The sequence below is a fragment of the Bacillus sp. RCC_6_1 genome (assembly GCF_041360755.1).
Lineage (GTDB): Bacteria > Bacillota > Bacilli > Bacillales > Bacillaceae_G > Bacillus_A > Bacillus_A cereus.
Genome location: NZ_JBFUPV010000002.1, coordinates 843,983 through 866,457 on the forward strand (window position 1 = coordinate 843,983; position 22,475 = coordinate 866,457).

Consider the following 22,475-nt stretch of genomic DNA (forward strand, 5'->3'; position numbering starts at 1 on the left):
CAACTAAAAACGGACAATATAAATTGTCCGTTTTCTACTATCGATTACACAGTGCATATAAAGGAAGGAGTGATTGCATCGTAGATTCAATCTTAGCAAGGAATTGTTCGTTGGTCATTGCTGAAAACTCCTCTGGTGATATATGAATACCAACTAATAATTCTGCTTTTTTTACAGTAGCTAATCGTTCAATCATCTTTTGTAAGTCTTCGGTTTCAAGTGTTTTATGTAATTTCACACTTGGTTTAGTATGGTCAATGGACCAAACGAAGTCATTTGGAATATTTGTTTTTAAATCATTTAAATGTTCTAAGAAGGCATGAGCCGTCTCAACTTTTTGTGGACACTCATAGATTAAACCAAAGTATATGAAGGCATGAGTACCCCATAAGCCGATTTGGAAATGCGGTAGCATTTTATATCCTCGTTTATTTGTTGAAAAAGCAACCCAAGTATCGTTTGGTGGATTGACTTTGCGGCGTGCGTGTTTTGCAACATGATAAAAAAAGTTCTCATCAGTTTGTTTGGATAAGTATTCTGCAAATTGTTCCCCTAAAGCTTCTAGCTTAGGATGAATGTTCGTTTTAATTGCACTCATTCGTTCTTCGAGACCATCAACTGTAAAGACATCAAAATCAGTTGACTTGAATGTTTGTATTGTCATGATTGTTCCTCCAACTCCTATTTTGCTTTTATTTTAGCATAGCTTGTACTATTCATAAAAAAAACAGCACAAAAAAATTTAAATAAAAAAATATAATTTTGTTGCATAGATGATTTATCCAACATAGTATAGTATAAAACAAAAAATCAGAAAATTGAATTAATTCTAGTCCGAGGGCAGACGAATATTGGGAGGAGGCAAATAATATGAGACAGGTGATTAATGCGTTAAAGAGAACAGATGCTGAAAAGAGAATACCGGTGCTACGTTTGGAGCTAGATTATGAATTAGCAACTTTATATGATGCGATGATGGAAGATGACAAACAGAAAAAAGAAGAGTGTGTACAAAAGTTAGAAGTGTTAAGACTTGAAATGATTCGTTTAGAAGCGTAATAATAGTATATGTATAAAAAATTAGTTGGTGCGAACCTTATAAAGGGTTCGTTTTTTCTGTGAACAGTATAGATCGGAGTGTTTAAACATGCAAGAAGTATGGAAAGACATTGATGCACACGCCAAACGGTGGATTCGGGATGCAGGAGAGCATTTAATGGCATCAATGAAAAAAGCACTTATTATAGAAACAAAATCAAATGCAGCTGACTTAGTTACAAATATGGACCGAGAGATAGAACAGTTTTTAATTGGGAAAATTAAAGAAACATTCCCGAATCATAATATTTTAGGAGAAGAGGGTTATGGAGACGAGATAACGTCTTCTGACGGGGTTGTTTGGTTAATTGATCCAATTGACGGCACGATGAACTTTGTTCATCAAAAAAGAAATTTTGCGATTTCAATTGGGATTTATGAGAACGGTATCGGAAAGATTGGACTTATATATGATCCAGTGCATGATGAACTATATCATGCAGTCAAGGGATATGGAGCTTTTTGTAATGATATATCAATTCCTACACTGAAAAAAGGAACTGTAGAGCAAGGTATTGTAGCTTTAAATGCGATATGGCTTACAGATAATCCATTGCTTAATATGGAAAGTATGATGGCACTTGTTAAGAAAGCAAGAGGCACAAGATCATATGGCTGTGCAGCGTTAGAGATGGTATACGTTGCAACAGGAAGAATAGATGCATATGTAACGCCGAGATTATCACCATGGGATTTTGGCGGAGGAAAGATAATTGTAGAAGAAGTTGGAGGTAAGGTGACGACATTCTCTGGAGCGCCACTTTCTATCATAGAGAAGAGCAGTGTGTTAGTTGCAAAACCAGGAGTGTATGAAGAAGTGTTATCGTTTATATGAGAGCAACAAAAAAAGTAAGAGGCTGTGTATAAGCTTCTTACTTTTTAGCGTTATTGTGATTTGCGCATTTTTCTTTTTGTTACAAAACCGTATCCAACTGTAACAAATGTGCCGATAATGCAAATAATAATACCGATTGGACTATTTTCAGCAATCATAATGCCGATACCGATTAAGAAAATAACACCGATAATTGCAGTTAATAAAAAGCGATATTGAATGTGTTCCATTTCTTCACCCTCCAATCTCATTTTACTTTCACAAAAGTAAGAATACAACTATATTTTCATTCTTGCTTTTATTTTAATTGCTATTGTATCCCCTTCGCTCTTATAATAGAGAAGGATTAAAAAGACATTAGGAGTTGGACATGTTGAAAAAACGACAAGATTTACGTAATATAGCAATTATTGCCCACGTTGACCATGGTAAAACAACACTTGTTGACCAGTTATTACGTCAAGCGGGGACTTTCCGTGCGAACGAACACGTTGAAGAACGCGCAATGGATTCAAATGATCTAGAAAGAGAACGCGGTATTACAATTTTAGCGAAAAATACAGCGATTCACTATGAAGATAAAAGAATTAACATTTTAGATACACCTGGTCACGCTGACTTCGGTGGAGAAGTAGAACGTATCATGAAAATGGTTGATGGTGTTTTACTTGTTGTTGATGCATATGAAGGTTGTATGCCACAAACACGATTTGTTTTAAAGAAAGCTCTTGAGCAAAACTTAACTCCAATCGTAGTTGTAAACAAAATTGACCGTGACTTCGCTCGTCCAGATGAAGTAGTTGATGAAGTAATCGACTTATTCATTGAGCTTGGTGCAAACGAAGATCAATTAGAGTTCCCAGTTGTATTTGCATCAGCAATGAACGGAACAGCAAGCTTAGATTCAAACCCAGCAAATCAAGAAGAGAATATGAAATCATTATTCGATACAATTATCGAACATATTCCAGCACCAATTGATAACAGCGAAGAGCCACTTCAATTCCAAGTAGCACTTCTTGATTACAACGACTACGTTGGACGTATTGGAGTTGGTCGCGTATTCCGCGGTACAATGAAGGTTGGACAACAAGTTGCTTTAATGAAAGTAGACGGAAGTGTGAAGCAATTCCGCGTAACGAAATTATTCGGTTACATGGGATTAAAACGTCAAGAAATTGAAGAAGCAAAAGCAGGGGACTTAGTAGCCGTTTCTGGTATGGAAGACATTAACGTAGGTGAAACAGTATGTCCAGTTGAACATCAAGATGCGTTACCATTATTACGTATTGATGAGCCAACACTACAAATGACGTTCCTTGTAAATAACAGCCCATTTGCAGGTCGTGAAGGTAAATACATTACATCTCGTAAAATTGAAGAGCGTCTTCGTTCACAATTAGAAACAGATGTAAGTTTACGTGTAGATAATACAGATTCTCCTGATGCGTGGATCGTATCTGGACGTGGGGAACTACATTTATCTATCTTAATTGAAAACATGCGTCGTGAAGGTTATGAATTACAAGTATCTAAGCCAGAAGTAATCATTAAAGAAGTTGATGGCGTAAGATGTGAGCCTGTAGAGCGTGTACAAATCGATGTACCTGAAGAATACACTGGTTCTATTATGGAATCTATGGGTGCACGTAAAGGTGAAATGTTAGATATGGTGAATAACGGAAACGGTCAAGTTCGCCTTACTTTCATGGTTCCAGCACGTGGTTTAATTGGTTACACAACAGAATTCTTAACATTAACTCGTGGTTACGGTATTTTAAACCATACATTCGATTGCTACCAACCAGTACACGCTGGACAAGTTGGTGGACGTCGTCAAGGTGTTCTAGTTTCACTTGAAACAGGAAAAGCATCACAATACGGTATTATGCAAGTTGAAGACCGTGGTGTAATCTTCGTTGAACCAGGTACAGAAGTATATGCTGGTATGATTGTAGGAGAACACACTCGTGAGAATGACTTAACAGTTAACGTTGTGAAAATGAAACAACAAACTAACATTCGTTCTGCGACGAAAGATCAAACTTCAACAATGAAGAAACCACGCCTAATGACTTTAGAAGAATCATTAGAGTACTTAAACGATGACGAGTTCTGTGAAGTAACTCCAGAATCAATTCGTCTACGTAAAAAGATTCTTGATAAGAGTGAGCGCGAAAGAGCTGCTAAGAAAAAGAAATCTGTCGAAGCGTAAAAATAAAAAAACAACGCCCTTTATAAAGGGCGTTGTTTTTTTATTTTGTTTATTTTTTAGAATATTTACTCATTTTTGTGGACAGTATTTTTTTTGCGAGTTACTCTTGTATTAAGTGTATAAAGAAAATTGCATTTTACTGCTAGGGGGGAAGAGTGTGTTAGAAAGGATGTCTTTTTTTGCAAAATTGTGTAAGGTAGATGAAAATCCAGAGTTAGGAATGTGGTTACTTTATGGGACGATTATTATATTAAGTGCTCTCGTTTATAATTTAGGGTTTGCTAGAAAGTTGTCTGTACTAAAAAATATTGTGATATACATATCATTAGCAATTGGATGCACAGTATTAACCTTTTTTGCTGTGTTTTTACCTGTTGGAGAAGGACTTGTTGTAGCGGCAATTGTACTTGGAATTTATAGATTGCGTTTGCGTCAAGCGAAACAACAAAAAGCAGGATAAGGAAGGGGAGTTTTCATGCGTTCAGTACAAGATGCACTATATAATTGGTTAACAATTAAAACAGTTGCGGAAGCACGCCCAGATGATAGTGCTGCAAAAGAAACATATTTGTTATTTCAAAATATGATATATGAAGAACATAAATTAAGAAATGTGGAAGTCGAAAAGAACGAGGAAATGTATTTAATTACATATGAAATGAATGGAGAACGGAAATCTGCAAGGTTTCCGTTAGAAGCCATTGATTGTTTTTTGGATCAGATGAATCGTGAACCAGAAAAATATAAATAAGTCCTTATCTATATGAGTAAGGACTTATTTACATTTTACCAATCATCTTCGATTTTTTTATCACGATATAATCGGAAATTACCACTTGCATGACGTTCCATTGTACGCTCTGCAATTCGTTCCGAACATTCCATGCACATATATGTATGAATAGGGCGATTACGCAGTTTTTTTGCCATAGGATTTTCATCATCTAACATATCTTTTTTATCACAAATCATACATTTGACTCTCATTTCGTCACCTCAATACGAATTCTATCAGTATAAGTATATCATGGAAGTATAATGTTTTTGAATAATAGTGGGAAAAAATAATATTTTCGCAATTCAAAAAATAAGTTATGATAAGGATATACCAAGTATGTTTGGAGGTGAAAATATGGCGAATGTAGTAGAGCCTACCTTAACAGAGGATTTAGTACAAACGTTGCGTAAAGAGTGTATTGTTATGATAGCAACGACAGATTTCGAAAAGCAAGTTCCTAACGTAAGTGCTATTTCTTGGGTGTATGCAGTGAGTAAAACTAGTATTCGATTTGCAGTAGATCAACGTTCACGTATTGTGGAAAATATACGGCATAATACAGGTGTGGTATTGACTATAATGGCGAATGAATCCGTATTTTCTATAAGTGGTGCAGGTGAAATTTTGACAGATAGAATGGAAGGTATTTCTCTAAAATTAACTGTAATAGAAGTAAATGTGCAAGAAGTGCGTGATGTTATGTTTTATGGAGCGAAACTTGCAATTGAACCAACATATGAAAAAACATATGATCTTCGGGCAGCGAAAAAGCTGGATAATGAAGTGTTAGTAGGGATAAGAGAATTATAAAGATGCTAAATAGGAAATTCGTTTATTCACTTTTGTAATCGGTTATTGTGATTTAACGTTAATAATTATAATAAAAAGTAATATATTGAATAGAAATGAATAAAGAATAAATAAAAGGTTTAATGACTATGATTTTCGATTCTACCTCGTTTACACGGTACATATAATTATAACAATGGTTCGTCCATATTGTATGGATGAAACCCTTGTTCTACAAATTTAAAAGTGGAGTCAGGGGGTAACAGGTTGGATAAAATTTATGTGTTAGATACGAATGTACTTTTGCAGGATCCTTTATCTATTTTTTCATTTGAAACCAATGAAGTAGTGATTCCAGCAGTTGTATTAGAAGAGGTTGATTCGAAAAAACGTTATATGGATGAAGTAGGACGAAACGCTCGTTATGTATCTAAGTTAATAGATAAATTTCGTGAAATAGGAAAGCTGCATGAAAGTATCCCGCTAGAAAACGGCGGAACATTTCGTATTGAATTGAACCATCGTTCATTCGTGCAACTACAAGATATTTTTGTAGAAAAAACAAATGATAATCGAATTTTAGCTGTAGCAAAAAATCTATCTTTAGAAGAACAGGAAAAAGAGGACGGGAAGTCTGTTATTTTAGTAAGTAAAGATGTACTCGTAAGGGTAAAAGCTGATGCAATTGGTTTGAAGGCTGAAGATTATTTAAGTGATCGCGTAATTGAAGTAGAAAATATATATTCTGGCTTTTTAGAAGGATATATATCAAAAGAACAATTGGATTATTTTTATGAGAAAGGTGAATTGCCTCTATCTGAAATTGCGAATCATCCTTTTTACCCAAATCAGTTTGTAGTGATGAAAGATGCATTAGGGGGCTCTAGTTCTGCTCTTGGCATTGTGGATCACTTAGGTAAGAAGGTAAAGAAACTTATTTTTCACAATGAACAAGTATGGGGGATACGACCACGAAACGTGCAGCAAATTATGGGATTAGAATTGTTGCTTCGTGAAGATATTCCGCTTGTAACGTTAACGGGGAAAGCCGGCACAGGAAAAACGTTACTTGCGTTAGCTTCGGGACTTATGCAAACAGAAGACTTAGGGTTATATAAAAAATTACTTGTGGCAAGACCAATTGTTCCAGTCGGAAAAGATATCGGTTATTTACCAGGAGAAAAAGAAGAAAAGTTAAGACCATGGATGCAGCCAATTTTTGATAACCTAGAGTATTTATTTAATACGAAAAAGCCAGGAGAGTTAGATGCTATTTTAGCTGGAATGGGTTCGATTGAAGTAGAAGCCCTTACTTATATACGCGGGAGAAGTATTCCAGATCAGTTCATTATCATTGACGAAGCACAAAATTTAACAAAGCATGAAGTGAAAACGATATTAACTAGGGTAGGGGAAAAGAGTAAGATTGTATTGATGGGAGATCCTCAGCAAATTGATCACCCATATTTAGATGAATATAATAATGGCTTAACATATGTTGTAGAGAAGTTTAAAGAACAGCGTATTAGTGGTCATGTGAAGTTTGTTAAAGGTGAGCGATCTAATTTAGCTCAACTAGCAGCAGATTTATTGTAAAAAGGAGTGAGCTTAAGCTCACTCCTTTTCTTTAAATAATTGTAAATTTACGGATGTTACGGATTGGATTTTGTTGATTAGATCCATCATTGAAATAGAGATGAACAGGTCCGTCTTCTTTTAATGGTTTTCCTTCTTTTGAAAAGCCTAGTATAGCATTTTTGACAGTTTCTAATGGAAGTGTCATTGTATGATCTACCGTTTCAATTTCAACTTGCGTAGCGTCCTCTAAAATTTCAGCGTTAGCAAGAAATGGATGAAATGGTATACCAAATGTTCCAGTAATCAGCTGTTCTTTTTTATATTTCTTCACACTTTGTTGTATTGGAGGAAAAGCGGCACCATCACGGATTTCGCGATCCCAATGTTCTGAAGTGTTTTTTAAATAAGTTTCTAGTTCAGACGTGTTTTCTCTAGTTTCATCAAAGTAAGTTGTCAAATCTACTTTTCGATCATCAAAGATCCAAACAGTTGGATCAATAGTGATTGGAAAACGTACTTTTCCGTTAATAAATAAAATTTCGCTCATTGTTGTTCCCCCATTTGTGTTATACTCCCACTTTTCAGTATAATAGTATTAGACACTGTTGTCACAAAAAATGTTTCTATTGCAATTTATTAAAACTATCGCTAATATTAATAGATAGGATAGAGGAGAGTAGGACGGAAACGGAGGGAATCAATTTGGCGTCTGAGACAGTAGCAAATCATCAGGAAAAGGCACTAGCCCTTCTACAAGCGGATGCAGAGAAGATTTTAAGACTTATTAAGGTGCAAATGGACCATCTTACAATGCCGCAATGTCCATTATATGAAGAAGTGTTAGACACACAAATGTTTGGACTATCCCGCGAGGTCGATTTTGCGGTTCGCCTTGGTCTTATTGCAGAAGAACAAGGGAAAGCAATGTTAGGTGAGCTCGAACGTGAGTTATCTGCACTTCATGAAGCATTTACAAACAAACAACAATAACGGGTTCAAATAAGGGGGCTCAAACTAAATTAGTTTGAGCTTTTTATTTGTATAATAAAGCAGGAAGAATCAATGTACATATGGAATACAACAATAATTAAATTGAAACAGAAAGAGGAAATGAAATGAAAAAAGTATGGAAATCAATGGATTATTCATTATTACTTCCTCTTGTTATCTTATGTGTGCTGGGAGTAATAATGGTATATAGTTCTAGTTCCATTGTTGCGATTTCGAGGCATAACTGGCCGGCAAATTACTTTTTTAAAAAACAATTAATAACTTTAGCTATTGGAACGGTATTGTTAGTAATTGTAGCTTCGTTACCTTATAAGTTTTGGAGAAAACGAATAATTTTATCGGCGATGGGGCTAGGGAGTATTGCTTTACTAGCAGCAGCCTTGATTTTTGGTAAGGAAATAAATGGTGCAAAAGGTTGGATATTAGGTATACAGCCCGCTGAATTTGTTAAATTATCGATTATTATTATATTAGCTCGCTTTTTTGCAAGGAGACAAGAAACAAATACACCTGTTTTTAAAGGGTCGGGACTTACACTTGGTTTTGTTGGAATGGCAATGTTTTTAATTTTAAAGCAAAATGATTTAGGTACCGATTTGTTAATTGCAGGAACAGTAGGGATTATGTTTCTTTGTTCAGGAGTAAGGATTAATTTATGGATTAAACGAATTGTTTTAACTTCTATAGTATGGATTCCAGCTCTATATTTTTTGGCTAATTATAAATTAAGTGGATATCAAAAGGCACGTTTTTCAGTTTTTCTTGATCCATTCAATGATCCTCAGAATGATGGATTCCAATTAGTAAATTCTTTTATTGGAATTGCTTCAGGAGGGCTAAATGGTCGAGGATTAGGAAATAGTGTGCAAAAATATGGTTATTTACCAGAACCTCAAACAGATTTTATTATGGCTATTATATCTGAAGAATTAGGTTTTATTGGTGTAGCTATTATTTTAATTTGCTTGCTACTTATTATTATTCGTTCATTCAGGATTGCTCAAAAATGTAACGATCCTTTTGGAAGTTTAATTGCAATCGGAATTGCAAGTTTAATAGGAGTACAAACTTTTGTTAATGTTGGTGGTATGTCTGGATTAATACCGCTTACTGGAGTGCCTTTACCGTTTATTAGTTATGGTGGAAGTTCCTTAATAGCTAATCTACTTGCAATGGGAATACTACTTAATATTGCTAGTCACGTGAAACGACAAGAGAAACAACAGAATGGTGTAATGAAAGAAAGAGAACAAAATGGACCACATCTTGTAGTTGTAAAATAAAAACACATTGTGCTTTAGAGCATGATGTGTTTTTTATTTTTAAGTAGTTTTAAATATGATGTACTAATTTCTCTTTCAGTTAAAAGATATATCACATTAAGTTAAATGTGATATACAATTAAGTTGTTAGAAAAGGAAGAGGTATGCTATACTATTTTTGTGAAACAAATTGCACAGAAAACTTATCATTTGTTAGAAAATAAGGTATGATGGATAAAAATAAAGTGAAGCTTTCTAAGTATAATATAATGTGGAAAGTGAAGAACTTCACGCTTTTTAAGGTGTGTATATATTTTATCTCTAGAGTGGTAGGAAAGTAGAGGGGGAAAATCATGACAAAGCTGCAACGTATTCAAAAAGTATTGGTAGCTAACCGTGGAGAGATTGCAATTCGTGTGTTTCGAGCTTGTTCGGAACTTGGATTAAAAACAGTTGCAATCTATTCTAAAGAGGATAGTGGTTCTTATCATCGCTATAAAGCCGATGAGTCCTATTTAGTTGGGGAAGGAAAAAAACCAATTGATGCTTATCTAGATATTGAAGGCATTATTGAGATTGCAAAAAGTAATCATGTAGATGCAATCCACCCTGGATATGGTTTCTTATCAGAAAATATTCAATTCGCTAAACGTTGTGAAGAAGAAGGAATTATCTTTATCGGTCCGAAAAGTAAGCATTTAGATATGTTTGGAGATAAAGTGAAAGCAAGAACACAAGCGCAGCTAGCACAAATTCCAGTTATACCTGGTAGTGATGGTCCAGTAAATTCATTAGAAGAAGTCGAAAAATTTGCTGAAAAGTATGATTACCCGATTATTATTAAAGCATCCCTTGGGGGTGGCGGTCGTGGTATGCGTATTGTGCGTACTAGTGAGGAATTAGGAGAATCATATAATCGAGCGAAATCAGAAGCGAAAGCAGCTTTTGGTAATGATGAAGTTTACGTCGAAAAATTCGTTGAAAAACCTAAACATATAGAAGTACAAATTTTAGCAGATGAAGAAGGCAATGTTGTTCATTTATACGAGCGTGACTGTTCTGTACAACGTCGTCATCAAAAAGTTGTAGAAATTGCACCGAGTGTATCACTTTCAGATGATCTGCGTCAGCGTATTTGTGATGCTGCTGTGAAGTTAACGAAAAATGTAAACTATTTAAATGCAGGAACAGTAGAATTCCTTGTAAAAGATGATGAGTTTTACTTTATTGAAGTAAATCCACGTGTTCAAGTAGAACATACGATTACAGAAATGATTACGGGAGTAGATATTGTTCAATCACAAATTTTAATAGCGGATGGACATTCATTACATAGCAAAATGGTAGGTGTTCCGAAGCAAGAGGAAGTAGTTGTACATGGATTTGCAATTCAATCTCGTGTAACAACTGAAGATCCGCTAAATAATTTTATGCCGGATACAGGAAAAATTATGGCGTATCGATCAGGTGGTGGTTTTGGTGTGCGTCTTGATACAGGGAATAGCTTCCAAGGTGCAGTTATTACACCGTACTACGATTCTTTACTTGTAAAAGTTACAACTTGGGCACTTACTTTTGAGCAAGCTGCTGCAAAAATGGAACGTAACTTAAAAGAATTCCGTATTCGTGGTATTAAAACAAATATTCCATTCCTAGAGAATGTAGTAAAGCATAAAAACTTCTTATCAGGAGAATATGATACTTCATTTATCGATGCGTCACCTGAATTGTTCTTGTTCCCGAAACGTAAAGACCGTGGAACGAAAATGTTAAATTACATTGGTACAGTAACAGTAAATGGTTTCCCAGGAGTAGGGAAAAAAGAAAAACCAATATTCCCAGATGCTCGTATTCCATGTTTAAAACATTCAGAGCCAATCCAAAATGGAACGAAACAAATTTTGGACGAGCGTGGAGCGGACGGATTAGTAAAATGGGTACAGGATCAAAAACGTGTACTTTTAACGGATACAACATTCCGTGATGCACACCAGTCATTACTTGCAACTCGTATTCGTACAAAAGATTTACATCAAATTGCGGAGCCAACAGCGAGAATGTTACCGAACCTATTCTCAGCGGAAATGTGGGGCGGTGCAACGTTTGATGTTGCGTATCGTTTCTTAAAAGAAGATCCATGGGAACGATTACTAGATCTTCGTGAAAAAATGCCGAACGTGTTATTCCAAATGTTACTTCGTTCTTCAAACGCAGTTGGATACAAAAACTATCCAGATAATTTAATTCAAAAATTTGTGGAATGTTCTGCTCAAGCAGGCATTGATGTATTCCGTATTTTTGATAGTTTAAACTGGGTGGAAGGCATGAGAGTTGCAATTGACGCTGTACGAGACACTGGTAAAATTGCAGAAGCAACAATGTGCTACACAGGGGATATTCATGATCCACTGCGTAGTAAATATGATTTAAATTATTATAAAAATTTAGCAAAAGAGTTAGAAGCATCAGGAGCTCACATTTTAGGTATTAAAGATATGGCGGGCTTACTAAAACCAAATGCAGCATATGATTTAGTTTCTGCATTAAAAGAGACAGTGTCGATTCCAATTCATCTGCACACGCACGATACGAGTGGAAATGGTATATTAACGTATACGAAGGCAATTGAAGCAGGTGTTGATATCGTCGATGTAGCAGTGAGTTCTATGGCTGGTCAAACGTCACAACCAAGTGCGAACACGCTATACTATGCGTTAGGCGGAAACGAAAGACAACCAGATGTTAATATAGATTCTTTAGAAAAACTATCTCACTATTGGGAAGATGTACGCAAATACTATGCACCGTTTGAAAGTGGTATGAATGCGCCTCATACAGAGGTATATATGCATGAAATGCCGGGTGGGCAGTATAGTAATCTTCAGCAACAAGCGAAGGCGGTTGGTTTAGGAGATCGCTTCGATGAAGTGAAAGTAATGTACCGCCGTGTGAATGACATGTTTGGAGATATTGTAAAAGTAACACCATCATCAAAAGTTGTTGGTGATATGGCATTATTTATGGTTCAAAACCATCTGACAGAACAAGATGTTTTAGAGCGTGGACATGCGATGGACTTCCCAGGATCTGTTGTTGAAATGTTCTCTGGTGATTTAGGTCAACCGTACGGTGGTTTCCCGAAAGAATTACAAAAGATTATTTTAAAAGGGAAAGAGCCATTAACAGTAAGACCAGGTGAATTACTAGAGCCAGTAGATTTCGAAGCGTTAAAAGAAGAATTATTCCATAAACTTGGACGCGAAGTAACGATTTTTGATGTAGTGGCATATGCTTTATATCCAAAAGTATTTATGGATTATGAAAAAGTTGCTGAGCTTTATGGAAATGTATCTGTACTTGATACACCGACGTTCTTCTATGGTATGAGACTAGGTGAAGAAATTGATGTAGAAATTGAACAGGGTAAAACATTGATGGTTAAACTAGTATCAATTGGAGAACCTCAGCCGGATGGAAACCGCGTTCTTTACTTGGAATTTAACGGTCAACCACGTGAAATTATCGTGAAAGACGAGAGTGTAAAAGCAACAGTTGCACAACGTGTGAAAGGAAACCGTGAGAATCCAAATCATATTAGTGCAACGATGCCAGGAACGGTAATTAAAGTAGTTGTAAAAGAAGGCGACGAAGTGAAAAAAGGCGATTCTATGGCAATTACAGAAGCGATGAAAATGGAAACGACAGTTCAAGCGCCGTTCAATGGTAAAGTAAAGAAAGTATATGTTAACGATGGTGATGCGATTCAAACGGGTGATTTACTTATTGAATTAGATCACTAAAATAAGAAAAGAGCTGTGTAAATACAGCTCTTTTTTATTGCAAAAAATCCCTTGCCGAATTGGCAAGGGATTTTAGTTTTAAATTATTTTGTTTGTTTAGAAGTTGATTCGGCTTCTTTGGCATTCACTTTACTTCTTGTTCCTAACATAACTAAATAGCATAGTACGGCAAACAAGCAAGAAATGAATAGAGAATGTAACAATGCCATCGCTAAACTAGCGTTTGTAAATACAACTAAAACTCCTACTACAGCTTGAAGTGTAACAAGGATAAATGAAATGATCCATCCCCAATATACTACAGGTTGCTGCTTGTAATGGCGAATAGCGAGAATCATGGCGTATAGTATCCAAGCGAAAATTAACATCGCTGCAACCCTATGGCCCATTTGAACCCATTCATGTAGTTGAGTTGGCATAGGTCTGTTTTTGCTACATAAAGGAAAGTCTGGACAGGCTAAGCTAGCTCGTTCGTGACGTACTAAAGCACCTGTGTAGACGACGATATAACTGTAAATTGTTACACCATAAATATGAAATTTCATTTTTTTGTCCATAATAAGTGAACGTGCATCAAATTTTTGGTCAATTTCAAAGATAAGACACGTTAATAAAATGACAGAAGCAAATGAAATTAAGGAAATACCGAAATGGATAGCAAGTACAGCTGGCATTTGTCCCCAAACAACTGCTGCTGCTCCCATTAATGCTTGTGCAACTAAAAATACGAAGGATAAAATTGCTAACGTTTTTGTTTCACGCACATGTTTATAATATTTCCAGGACAAAATACAAAGTAGAGTGACAAGAATTCCAGCTGATCCTGATGTTAATCGGTGGCTAAGTTCAATAATAGTTTCCATTGATAAATTAGATGGAACAAATTCACCGTTACAAAGTGGCCATGATTTACCACAACCTTGACCAGAACCTGTTTTTGTAACTAAAGCGCCTCCTAATAAAACTATTAATAAATCAAGGCTTGTAATGACTGCTAACCATTTAATAAAGCGTTGCAATCTCTTTCACCATCTTTCTGCTATGAAGTTATTGCGAAATATTTTCATTCCATTATGTATAGAATAAAACGCGCTAGTTCCTATGATATATAAAAAATAATAAAATAGCAAAGAAATGGAGGGGGAAGGAAAGGGAGAGAAAATAGGTGTAAAAACAGGGTTCGAAAGGAAAATTTTGGGTGAAAAATAGGCTATTTTGAAAAGAAATGGGGAGAATACGTGTTAAATAGGACAAAATAGTTTATTATAGAAGGTAACATCATGTTATGATAAGGACAAGTCAGAATGAAGTTTTTTATATTCGACACAAAAAGTTCATGTTTTCTTCACAAAATGTTCGGGAAATATGATTTAATATATTGGAGTATGGGCGTAGATTAGTAGTAGAATGGGTTAACAATGTTTCTACTGTAATAATATTGCTATATAGAAGCGAATTATTTCATTTGAAATAGGCGCAAAAAGAAAGATGAAAGTTTTAAGAGGGGGTTAGAGTGATGAACCATGCAACAAGTGAGCTGCATGATGAGTCCGCTGTTACAAGTGTACCGGAAACAACTCGGTTACAAGATTTAAAAGCACTCGTTAAAATGGGGATTGTAAACTCAAATACACTTACTGTATTTACAGGATTTTGGTTGGCATTACACTTTAATGGATTAAGTGTAATGGATAATCTGGATAAGTTATTCTTTACAATCGTTGGTTCAGGATTAATTATGGCAGGGGTATGTTGTTTAAACAACTACATTGATCGAGACATCGATCCATTAATGGAAAGAACAAAGACCCGTCCAACGGTTACTGGAAAGTATAAACCAGGATTTGCACTTACATTTGGACTAGTCATATTACTTCTTGGTTTTGTATTTTTATTATTAACAACACCAATGGCAGTCTTAATGGGATTTATTGGTGCTTTCACATATGTTGTTCTATATAGTTTATGGACAAAGAGAAAGTATACACTAAATACTGTTGTAGGTAGTATATCTGGTGCAGTTCCTCCTTTAATTGGATGGGCAGCAATCGATCCATCTTTAGGCCATCCAATTGCTTGGATGTTATTTTTAATTATGTTTATTTGGCAAATCCCACATTTCCTTGCATTAGCAATGAAACGTGTTGATGAATATCGAAATGCAGGAATTCCAATGCTTCCTGTAGTTCATGGATTTGAAATTACGAAACGCCAAATTATGATTTGGACAGTATGTTTATTACCACTACCATTTTATATGAGTGGACTAGGGATAACATTTATGGTAATTGCAACACTGCTTAACATCGGATGGATCGTTTTAGGATTTTATGGCTTCCGTAAGAAAGATGACATCAAATGGTCCGTGCAAATGTTTGTTTATTCCCTAAATTATTTAACAATCTTATTTGTATCAATGATTGTAGTTACATTCTTCTAAGACAACGACATAATTGGATTTCTTTACGTTGAGATTTACTTTACTTAACTATAAAGTACAATCTAATTCACAAGGAAAGTGGGGGTTGTTTGTATGAAGAAACAGTGGCGACTGCTTTCGTTCGTTTCACTGCTGGCTTTACTGTTAGGGGGATGCGGTAAAGCCTTTCAATCTACTTTAATTCCGCAAGGAGAAGTAGCAAAAATGCAATATGATTTACTTCTACTGGCGAGTGCAATCATGGTAGGAGTAGTACTAGTAGTTACTATTATTTTCTTATATGTAATTGTGCGTTTCCGACAAAAGAAAGGTCAGGAAGATTATATTCCAGAGCAAGTTGAAGGGAATCACAAGCTAGAAATTATATGGACAGTTATTCCGATTATTCTTTTACTAATCTTAGCTGTTCCAACAGTTACATATACATTCAAACTTGCTGATGTAAGTGCGATGGAGAAAAAGAATATTGATAAAGATACTATCGTTGTTGATGTAACAGCGAATCTTTATTGGTGGGAATTTTCTTATAAATCAGAAAAGATAGTAACTTCGCAAGATTTGGTCATCCCCACAGGTAAGAAAGTGTATTTAAATTTGAAGGGTGCCGATATTAAACACTCATTTTGGGTTCCATCTTTAGCAGGGAAAATGGATACAAATACAGACAATGTGAACAAAATGTGGTTAAAGGCAGATAAATCGGGCACTTATAATGGTTTTTGTACAGAATTTTGCGGCCCATCACATTCTTTAATGCAATTTAAAGTGAAAGCTTTAGATGAAAGCGAGTACAAAAAATGGCTTGCTGATATGAAGAAGATTGATGGGAAGAAAGAAGTAGTTTCAACAAAGGCGCAAGAGGGCCAAGAAATATTTAATAAAAGCTGTATTGGTTGTCACGCAGTTGGATCTAATGATAGTAGACCACCTTCCGCTCGTATCGCACCAAACTTAGCAAACTTTGCGGATCGCGATATGGTTGCCGGTATTGCCGAAAACAATGAAGAAAACTTAAAAAAATGGCTGAAAGATCCTGAAAATATGAAGCCAGGAAACAAAATGACTGGCAAATATGGCAACTTAACGGATGATCAAATTGATGCATTAAATGCATACTTACAAACGTTAAAAGTTGAAAAGTAAAGAGGGACTATTCGCGAAGGGGAGGTTGAAAACGTGAGTTCTGTAGCAAAAAAACAGGGGATGGGTGCTGTCATATGGGATTATTTAACGACAGTAGACCATAAAAAGATTGCCATTCTCTATTTAATTGCAGGTGGATTGTTTTTTGTAATAGGCGGAATAGAAGCTCTATTTATTCGCCTTCAATTAGCGATTCCTAACAACGCTTTTCTTGTTGGGGATGCTTATAATCAAGTATTAACGATGCACGGTACAACAATGATTTTCCTCGCAGCTATGCCACTCGTGTTTGCATTTATGAACGCCGCTGTACCACTTCAAATTGGTGCACGTGATGTAGCGTTCCCGTTTTTGAATTCACTCGGATTTTGGTTATTTTTCTTTGGTGGAGTATTTTTAAATTTAAGTTGGTTTTTAGGTGGAGCACCTGATGCAGGATGGACATCTTATGCATCTTTAGCTTTAGCCTCTAAAGGTCATGGTGTTGATTTCTATGTACTCGGCTTGCAAATCTCAGGTATTGGTACACTAATTGGAGGAATTAACTTCCTTGTAACCATTATTAATATGCGCGCTCCAGGAATGACGTATATGCGTATGCCGATGTTTACATGGACAACATTTGTAACATCTTCGCTTATATTATTCGCTTTTCCGCCGTTAACTGTAGGATTAGGACTTTTAATGTTAGATCGTTTATTTGGAACAAGTTTCTTTAATCCGGCATTGGGCGGGAATACAATTATATGGGAGCATTTATTCTGGATTTTCGGTCATCCAGAAGTATACATTCTTATACTCCCAGCTTTCGGAATATTCTCAGAAATCTTCGCAACATTTTCGAAAAAACGATTGTTTGGTTATTCATCGATGGTGTTTGCGACTGTATTAATTGGATTTTTAGGATTTATGGTATGGGCGCACCATATGTTTACTGTTGGACTTGGTCCAGTTGCTAATGCTATTTTCTCAGTTGCAACAATGGCGATTGCGGTTCCGACTGGTATCAAAATATTCAACTGGCTCTTTACAATGTGGGGCGGAAGTATTCGTTTTACGACACCAATGATGTGGGCAGTAGCTTTCATTCCATCATTCGTAATGGGTGGAGTTACAGGGGTTATGCTAGCATCTGCACCAGCTGATTATCAATTTCATGATAACTATTTCGTAGTAGCACATTTTCATTATGTAATCGTTGGCGGTGTTGTATTTGGTTTACTTGCAGGAGCTCATTATTATTGGCCACTGATGTTTAATAAAGTATTAAATGAAACATTAGGAAAGATAACGTTTTGGCTATTCTTTATCGGCTTCCATTTAACTTTCTTTATTCAGCATTTCCTTGGCTTGATTGGTATGCCACGCCGTTACTACACATATCTTGAAGGGCAAGGGTTGGAAATGGGGAATATGATTAGTTCCATCGGAGCGGTGTTTATGGCTCTTGGAACGATTGTTCTTCTATTCAATGTAATTAAAACGACAGTATCAAAAGAAAAAGCTGGTCGTGATCCGTGGGATGCACGTACATTAGAATGGACAATGCCAGCACCGACACCAGAATATAACTTTAAACAATTACCATTTGTTCGCGGATTAGATCCGTTTTGGATTGAAAAACGTGAAGGTAATAAAGAAATGACAGCAGCGGAACCAGTTGGTGATATTCATATGCCAAATCCTTCGTTTTCACCATTTGTCATTTCTTTCGGATTGTTTATAGCGGCATTTGGTGCGATGTATATGCAGGGCGGAAAAGATAAGTTCTGGTTATTAGTAGCAATTATTGGTTTAATCATTACATTTGGCACAATGTTCCTACGTTCAGTAATTGATGATCATGGGTATCATATTCATAAAGAAGATTTAGAGGATAAGGGGGGCAAGGCATAATGCATGTAGATGAAAAATTAACGAATGAAACATTTCCAGCAGAGCCTGAAAAAGCAACCCTTGAAGGGAAAAATAAGTTTGTCGGTTTTTGGTTATTTCTTGGAGGCGAAACAGTGTTGTTCGCTTCCTTATTCGGAACATATTTAGCGTTAAAGAATTCTACAAATGGTGGACCAACATCTCAAGAGATGTTCCAAATGCCACTCGTTTTCATTATGACGATGCTTTTATTAACGAGTAGCTTAACGAGTGTATATGCGATGTATCACATGAAAAACTTTAACTTTAAGAAAATGCAGCTTTGGTTACTAGTAACAGTATTGCTAGGTTTAGGGTTTTTAGGATTTGAGATATATGAGTTTTATCATTATACACATGAATTTAAGCATACTATGAGAAGTAGTGCCTTTGGCTCTGCGTTTTATGCTCTTGTTGGTACACATGGACTCCACGTATTGTTTGGGTTATGTTGGATTTTAACATTAATCTTTAGAAATGCGAAGAGAGGTCTAAATTTATACAATGCACCGAAGTTTTATGTTGCATCGATTTATTGGCACTTTATTGACGTAGTTTGGGTGTTTATTTTCACTGTAGTATATTTAATGGGAATGGTGGGATAAACAATGGCGATAAAGCAAACGAATAATCCTAAAGTTGATCTTGTTTATCGGAAGAGAAAAAGTGCGGAGGAAATGAGGCATCAAGTTATTACGTTTGCATTAATGATTTTTTTAACATTAGTTGCATTTGTAGCAGTGGCGTATCCAAAAACTTTTAGTCCGATTTTCTCTGTACCGTTTATTTTACTATTAGCAGTGGTACAAGTAATTTTTCAATTGTATTATTTTATGCATATGAGTCATAAAGGACATGAAGCAGCAAGTTTCTTTCTTTACTCTGGTCTGCTAATAGGGTTAATTACAATTTTAGCTTTTATGACAATCGTGTGGATTTGAAAAGTGAAAAATAAGGGAGCTTGTGTTGTCACAGCTCCCTCTTCATATTATGAGATAACCTTACGAAGGCAGGTGTGAAAATGAGTAACTTGTGGATATTTGGTTTTCAGGCTTTATGGAGTCCAATCTTTTTATTATTTATGCTTTCGATTCTTATTGGGTACTTCTTAATTATTGGACCATATAGAATGCGATTTGAAAATGCGACGAAGGTAAGTAAGAAGCAAATTTTTTATTTTACGACTGGTATTGTTCTTTTGTATTTTGTAAAGGGAGGGCCTATTGATTTAATTGGCCATATTATATTTAGTGCTCATATGTTTGAAATGGCAGTCATGTATATTGCAGTTCCACCGTTACTGTTGCTTGGTATACCAATTTGGTTATATCGTTACATTACTTCTTTTAAGTTCGTTCAAATTATATTAAAGGCATTTGCTAAACCACTTATTGCGTTGTTTGTATTTAACGGCCTGTTTTCTTTTTATCATTTACCAGTTGTTTTTGATACAGTAAAACAAAGTCAAATAGCTCATCCTATTTGTCTCGCTATATTGTTTTTTACAGCAATCATGATGTGGTGGCCGATGTTAAATCCATTACCAGAATATCAAACGTTAAGTGATATAAAGAAACTTGGTTATATGTTTGCTAACGGCATATTATTAACGCCTGCATGTGCGTTAATCATTTTTGCGACAGCCCCGTTATTTGCAACGTATACGGATCCGGCTGCTTGGATGAAAGCGATGGAACTATGTGTACCAGCGGGCACTTTATCAGATTTAAATATAACGGGACCAGAATTTTTGCACTGGATGCCAGTCGTACAAGATCAGCAAACTGGTGGTATCATAATGAAAATTGTCCAGGAAATAGTGTACGGTACAATTATAGGTTATGTATTCTTTAGATGGGCACGTAGAGAACGTGAAAAGGATAAGGAGCAGTTGCAACAATTGCCGCCGTATTTACAGATTAAGTAAAAAAGTGTATGGGATTCCATGCGCTTTTTCTTTTTTAGTTACCTTAAAAAGATTGAATTTTCTAACTTTTTATGTTAAGTTAGTGTAGGCGTGTACTAAAAGTGGAGATAAAATTTACTACTAGCTTTCATGCGTAATAATTCCATATGTAGTGCAAGTTTTTTAGAGAGTTACAAATATATATTGTTATCTTTAATAAACACGAACTATTTTAAGGGGGAGTTTAAATGGGTAGTAGTGGAAGTATGGTAAAGCCGATTAGTGGTTTTTTGACAGCACTAATTCAATATCCAGTACCAGTAGTAGAATCGCGTACAGACATTGATAAACAAATTCAACAAATCATAAAAACAATTCATTCGACCAAATCAGGTTACCCTGGTTTAGAATTGATAGTATTTCCTGAATATAGTACACAAGGGCTCAATACAAAAAAATGGACTACAGAAGAATTTTTATGCACAGTGCCTGGGCCAGAAACAGACTTATTTGCTGAGGCATGTAAAGAATCTAAAGTATATGGTGTTTTTTCAATAATGGAGAAAAATCCTGATGGTGGAGAGCCGTATAATACAGCAGTTATTATTGATCCACAAGGTGAAATGATTTTGAAGTATCGTAAGCTAAATCCTTGGGTGCCAGTCGAGCCTTGGAAAGCTGGAGATTTAGGCTTACCTGTTTGTGATGGACCTGGAGGAAGTAAATTAGCTGTTTGTATTTGTCATGATGGCATGTTCCCTGAAGTAGCTCGTGAAGCGGCCTATAAAGGTGCAAATGTCTTAATTCGTATTTCTGGATATAGTACACAAGTTAGTGAACAATGGATGCTAACGAATCGTTCAAATGCATGGCAAAATTTAATGTATACATTGTCGGTAAACTTAGCGGGTTATGATGGTGTATTTTATTACTTTGGTGAAGGACAAGTATGTAATTTTGATGGGACTACTTTAGTACAGGGTCATCGAAATCCTTGGGAGATTGTTACTGCTGAAGTATATCCAGAACTAGCAGATCAGGCTAGATTAGGATGGGGATTGGAAAATAATATATATAATCTAGGTTCAAGAGGATATGTAGCAACTCCTGGTGGGGTGAAAGAAAATCCATATACGTTTGTAAAAGATTTAGCTGAAGGTAAATATAAGGTCCCTTGGGAAGATGAGATCAAAGTAAAAGATGGATCTATTTATGGATATCCAGTAAAAAAAACGATTCATTCTTAGGGAAGGGAAATGAAACAAGCGCATCATATTGATGCGCTTGTTTTTGTTAATCAATAATTTGAAATTCTTTTAACTCTTTTTCGACATTTTGTAGGAGTTGTTCGCTTTTTTGAAGTACATTCGTTGGGAAAGTCTCATCATCACCATATTCAACGCCGTGAGGATAATAATGTTTTCCTAATAAGGGGGGGAGTAGTTTTACTTCAGCGTGTCTACTGCCAATGTCACCTTCAACAGCAACTCCTTGCACTCGTAAATAATAAACATCCTTTAATATTTCAAATTTATAATCGTATGTAACTCGTTCATAATCCCACTGTCCGGCAAGTACGAAGTGGTTGTTTTCCATGATTTCAGTTAAAAGAGTTAATTCAACGACGGCTCCATTAAATTTCGTATTTGTAAATTGCATATAATACCTCCTTTTTTAATGTTACACCATTATTTTTATAATAGTAT

23 protein-coding genes are annotated in these 22,475 nt (G+C 35.7%); 17 read left to right on the forward strand and 6 right to left on the reverse strand.

All coding sequences use genetic code 11. The annotated features are described in order from the left end of the window. Positions 1-37: 37 nt before the first annotated feature. Entirely contained in the window at positions 38-664 is a 627-nt protein-coding gene (locus AB6801_RS10620) for a YktB family protein (protein ID WP_000155317.1), read from the reverse strand. Positions 665-870: 206 nt separating this feature from the next. On the opposite strand from AB6801_RS10620, the gene AB6801_RS10625 reads away from it, so the two are divergent. Both AB6801_RS10625 and AB6801_RS10630 read left to right on the forward strand, forming a co-directional pair. Beyond that, complete coding sequence (locus tag AB6801_RS10625) at positions 871-1,059, forward strand: hypothetical protein (protein ID WP_001250164.1); 189 nt, start codon at positions 871-873, stop codon at positions 1,057-1,059. Between the two features lie 88 nt (positions 1,060-1,147). After that, positions 1,148-1,933 (forward strand): inositol monophosphatase family protein, encoded by a 786-nt coding sequence (locus AB6801_RS10630; RefSeq protein ID WP_001158705.1) that lies wholly within the window; start codon positions 1,148-1,150, stop codon positions 1,931-1,933. Positions 1,934-1,983: 50 nt separating this feature from the next. On the opposite strand, the gene AB6801_RS10635 is transcribed toward AB6801_RS10630, so the two are convergent. After that, positions 1,984-2,163 carry a DUF5325 family protein gene (locus AB6801_RS10635; RefSeq protein WP_000400127.1) on the reverse strand — a complete coding sequence of 60 codons (180 nt, stop codon included), beginning with the start codon at positions 2,161-2,163 and terminating at the stop codon, positions 1,984-1,986. A gap of 140 nt (positions 2,164-2,303) precedes the next feature. On the opposite strand from AB6801_RS10635, the gene typA reads away from it, so the two are divergent. The 3 genes from typA to AB6801_RS10650 all read left to right on the forward strand — a co-directional run bounded on the left by typA (position 2,304) and on the right by AB6801_RS10650 (position 4,899). Continuing rightward, positions 2,304-4,148 (forward strand): translational GTPase TypA, encoded by a 1,845-nt coding sequence (gene typA / locus AB6801_RS10640; RefSeq protein WP_000914762.1) that lies wholly within the window; start codon positions 2,304-2,306, stop codon positions 4,146-4,148. A 157-nt stretch (positions 4,149-4,305) separates the two neighbouring features. Next, positions 4,306-4,608 (forward strand): YlaH-like family protein, encoded by a 303-nt coding sequence (locus tag AB6801_RS10645; protein WP_000893662.1) that lies wholly within the window; start codon positions 4,306-4,308, stop codon positions 4,606-4,608. A 15-nt stretch (positions 4,609-4,623) separates the two neighbouring features. After that, positions 4,624-4,899, forward strand: a complete 276-nt coding sequence (locus AB6801_RS10650; protein ID WP_001258147.1) for a hypothetical protein — start codon at positions 4,624-4,626, stop codon at positions 4,897-4,899. Positions 4,900-4,934: 35 nt separating this feature from the next. Here the strand turns inward: AB6801_RS10650 and AB6801_RS10655 are convergent, their stop codons facing one another. Beyond that, the gene (locus tag AB6801_RS10655; RefSeq protein ID WP_002082250.1) at positions 4,935-5,135 is read right to left on the reverse strand and encodes a YlaI family protein; all 201 of its coding nucleotides are present in this window, start codon (positions 5,133-5,135) and stop codon (positions 4,935-4,937) included. Positions 5,136-5,280: 145 nt separating this feature from the next. Here AB6801_RS10655 and AB6801_RS10660 point away from each other — a divergent pair, with 145 nt between their 5' ends. Together AB6801_RS10660 and AB6801_RS10665 are read left to right on the forward strand one after the other, a co-directional pair. Next, positions 5,281-5,736, forward strand: coding sequence for a pyridoxamine 5'-phosphate oxidase family protein (locus AB6801_RS10660; RefSeq protein ID WP_000024597.1), 456 nt, complete (start codon positions 5,281-5,283; stop codon positions 5,734-5,736). 246 nt (positions 5,737-5,982) lie between these two features. Continuing rightward, positions 5,983-7,311, forward strand: a complete 1,329-nt coding sequence (locus tag AB6801_RS10665) for a PhoH family protein (RefSeq protein WP_000358083.1) — start codon at positions 5,983-5,985, stop codon at positions 7,309-7,311. 31 nt (positions 7,312-7,342) lie between these two features. Here AB6801_RS10665 and AB6801_RS10670 read toward each other — a convergent pair whose 3' ends face one another. Continuing rightward, entirely contained in the window at positions 7,343-7,840 is a 498-nt protein-coding gene (locus tag AB6801_RS10670; RefSeq protein WP_001289809.1) for a molybdopterin-binding protein, read from the reverse strand. Between the two features lie 155 nt (positions 7,841-7,995). Between AB6801_RS10670 and AB6801_RS10675 the strand changes: the two genes are divergently transcribed. The 3 genes from AB6801_RS10675 (at position 7,996) to pyc (ending at position 13,366) form a co-directional block, all read left to right on the forward strand. Beyond that, positions 7,996-8,283 (forward strand): Fpa/YlaN family protein, encoded by a 288-nt coding sequence (locus AB6801_RS10675; protein WP_000135694.1) that lies wholly within the window; start codon positions 7,996-7,998, stop codon positions 8,281-8,283. A gap of 125 nt (positions 8,284-8,408) precedes the next feature. Continuing rightward, positions 8,409-9,587, forward strand: coding sequence for an FtsW/RodA/SpoVE family cell cycle protein (locus AB6801_RS10680; RefSeq protein ID WP_000758413.1), 1,179 nt, complete (start codon positions 8,409-8,411; stop codon positions 9,585-9,587). A 332-nt stretch (positions 9,588-9,919) separates the two neighbouring features. Continuing rightward, positions 9,920-13,366, forward strand: coding sequence for a pyruvate carboxylase (pyc, locus tag AB6801_RS10685; protein WP_000164087.1), 3,447 nt, complete (start codon positions 9,920-9,922; stop codon positions 13,364-13,366). Between the two features lie 83 nt (positions 13,367-13,449). Here pyc and ctaA read toward each other — a convergent pair whose 3' ends face one another. Continuing rightward, entirely contained in the window at positions 13,450-14,385 is a 936-nt protein-coding gene (ctaA, locus tag AB6801_RS10690; RefSeq protein ID WP_001188744.1) for a heme A synthase, read from the reverse strand. A 497-nt stretch (positions 14,386-14,882) separates the two neighbouring features. On the opposite strand from ctaA, the gene ctaB reads away from it, so the two are divergent. The 7 genes from ctaB to AB6801_RS10725 all read left to right on the forward strand — a co-directional run bounded on the left by ctaB (position 14,883) and on the right by AB6801_RS10725 (position 22,016). Next, a complete protein-coding gene (ctaB, locus tag AB6801_RS10695; protein WP_001015056.1) occupies positions 14,883-15,806 on the forward strand; it encodes a protoheme IX farnesyltransferase in 924 nt (307 codons plus the stop codon). 93 nt (positions 15,807-15,899) lie between these two features. Beyond that, a complete protein-coding gene (gene coxB, locus AB6801_RS10700) occupies positions 15,900-16,949 on the forward strand; it encodes a cytochrome c oxidase subunit II (protein ID WP_000745272.1) in 1,050 nt (349 codons plus the stop codon). 60 nt (positions 16,950-17,009) lie between these two features. After that, positions 17,010-18,845 (forward strand): cytochrome c oxidase subunit I, encoded by a 1,836-nt coding sequence (gene ctaD / locus AB6801_RS10705; RefSeq protein WP_153578907.1) that lies wholly within the window; start codon positions 17,010-17,012, stop codon positions 18,843-18,845. Next, positions 18,845-19,468 carry a cytochrome c oxidase subunit III gene (gene ctaE / locus AB6801_RS10710; protein WP_000557861.1) on the forward strand — a complete coding sequence of 208 codons (624 nt, stop codon included), beginning with the start codon at positions 18,845-18,847 and terminating at the stop codon, positions 19,466-19,468. The genes ctaD and ctaE overlap by 1 nt, the downstream gene beginning before the upstream one ends. 3 nt (positions 19,469-19,471) lie before the next feature. Continuing rightward, positions 19,472-19,804 carry a cytochrome c oxidase subunit IVB gene (ctaF, locus tag AB6801_RS10715; RefSeq protein WP_000985706.1) on the forward strand — a complete coding sequence of 111 codons (333 nt, stop codon included), beginning with the start codon at positions 19,472-19,474 and terminating at the stop codon, positions 19,802-19,804. Positions 19,805-19,884: 80 nt separating this feature from the next. Next, positions 19,885-20,790 carry a cytochrome c oxidase assembly factor CtaG gene (gene ctaG / locus AB6801_RS10720; protein ID WP_000069022.1) on the forward strand — a complete coding sequence of 302 codons (906 nt, stop codon included), beginning with the start codon at positions 19,885-19,887 and terminating at the stop codon, positions 20,788-20,790. Positions 20,791-21,017: 227 nt separating this feature from the next. Beyond that, on the forward strand, positions 21,018-22,016 hold the full coding sequence (locus AB6801_RS10725) for a formamidase (protein WP_000535813.1): 999 nt from the start codon (positions 21,018-21,020) through the stop codon (positions 22,014-22,016). A gap of 46 nt (positions 22,017-22,062) precedes the next feature. Here the strand turns inward: AB6801_RS10725 and AB6801_RS10730 are convergent, their stop codons facing one another. Beyond that, positions 22,063-22,428, reverse strand: a complete 366-nt coding sequence (locus AB6801_RS10730; protein WP_001160947.1) for a YugN family protein — start codon at positions 22,426-22,428, stop codon at positions 22,063-22,065. Positions 22,429-22,475: the final 47 nt, after the last annotated feature.

Coding starts and splice junctions, on each gene's coding strand:
- AB6801_RS10620 (WP_000155317.1), bottom strand. CDS start 664: ATGACAATACAAACATTCAAGTCAACTGATTTTGATGTCTTTACAGTT.
- AB6801_RS10625 (WP_001250164.1), top strand. CDS start 871: ATGAGACAGGTGATTAATGCGTTAAAGAGAACAGATGCTGAAAAGAGA.
- AB6801_RS10630 (WP_001158705.1), top strand. CDS start 1,148: ATGCAAGAAGTATGGAAAGACATTGATGCACACGCCAAACGGTGGATT.
- AB6801_RS10635 (WP_000400127.1), bottom strand. CDS start 2,163: ATGGAACACATTCAATATCGCTTTTTATTAACTGCAATTATCGGTGTT.
- typA (WP_000914762.1), top strand. CDS start 2,304: ATGTTGAAAAAACGACAAGATTTACGTAATATAGCAATTATTGCCCAC.
- AB6801_RS10650 (WP_001258147.1), top strand. CDS start 4,624: ATGCGTTCAGTACAAGATGCACTATATAATTGGTTAACAATTAAAACA.
- AB6801_RS10655 (WP_002082250.1), bottom strand. CDS start 5,135: ATGAGAGTCAAATGTATGATTTGTGATAAAAAAGATATGTTAGATGAT.
- AB6801_RS10660 (WP_000024597.1), top strand. CDS start 5,281: ATGGCGAATGTAGTAGAGCCTACCTTAACAGAGGATTTAGTACAAACG.
- AB6801_RS10670 (WP_001289809.1), bottom strand. CDS start 7,840: ATGAGCGAAATTTTATTTATTAACGGAAAAGTACGTTTTCCAATCACT.
- AB6801_RS10680 (WP_000758413.1), top strand. CDS start 8,409: ATGAAAAAAGTATGGAAATCAATGGATTATTCATTATTACTTCCTCTT.
- pyc (WP_000164087.1), top strand. CDS start 9,920: ATGACAAAGCTGCAACGTATTCAAAAAGTATTGGTAGCTAACCGTGGA.
- ctaB (WP_001015056.1), top strand. CDS start 14,883: ATGAACCATGCAACAAGTGAGCTGCATGATGAGTCCGCTGTTACAAGT.
- coxB (WP_000745272.1), top strand. CDS start 15,900: ATGAAGAAACAGTGGCGACTGCTTTCGTTCGTTTCACTGCTGGCTTTA.
- ctaD (WP_153578907.1), top strand. CDS start 17,010: ATGGGTGCTGTCATATGGGATTATTTAACGACAGTAGACCATAAAAAG.
- ctaE (WP_000557861.1), top strand. CDS start 18,845: ATGCATGTAGATGAAAAATTAACGAATGAAACATTTCCAGCAGAGCCT.
- ctaF (WP_000985706.1), top strand. CDS start 19,472: ATGGCGATAAAGCAAACGAATAATCCTAAAGTTGATCTTGTTTATCGG.
- ctaG (WP_000069022.1), top strand. CDS start 19,885: ATGAGTAACTTGTGGATATTTGGTTTTCAGGCTTTATGGAGTCCAATC.
- AB6801_RS10725 (WP_000535813.1), top strand. CDS start 21,018: ATGGGTAGTAGTGGAAGTATGGTAAAGCCGATTAGTGGTTTTTTGACA.
- AB6801_RS10730 (WP_001160947.1), bottom strand. CDS start 22,428: ATGCAATTTACAAATACGAAATTTAATGGAGCCGTCGTTGAATTAACT.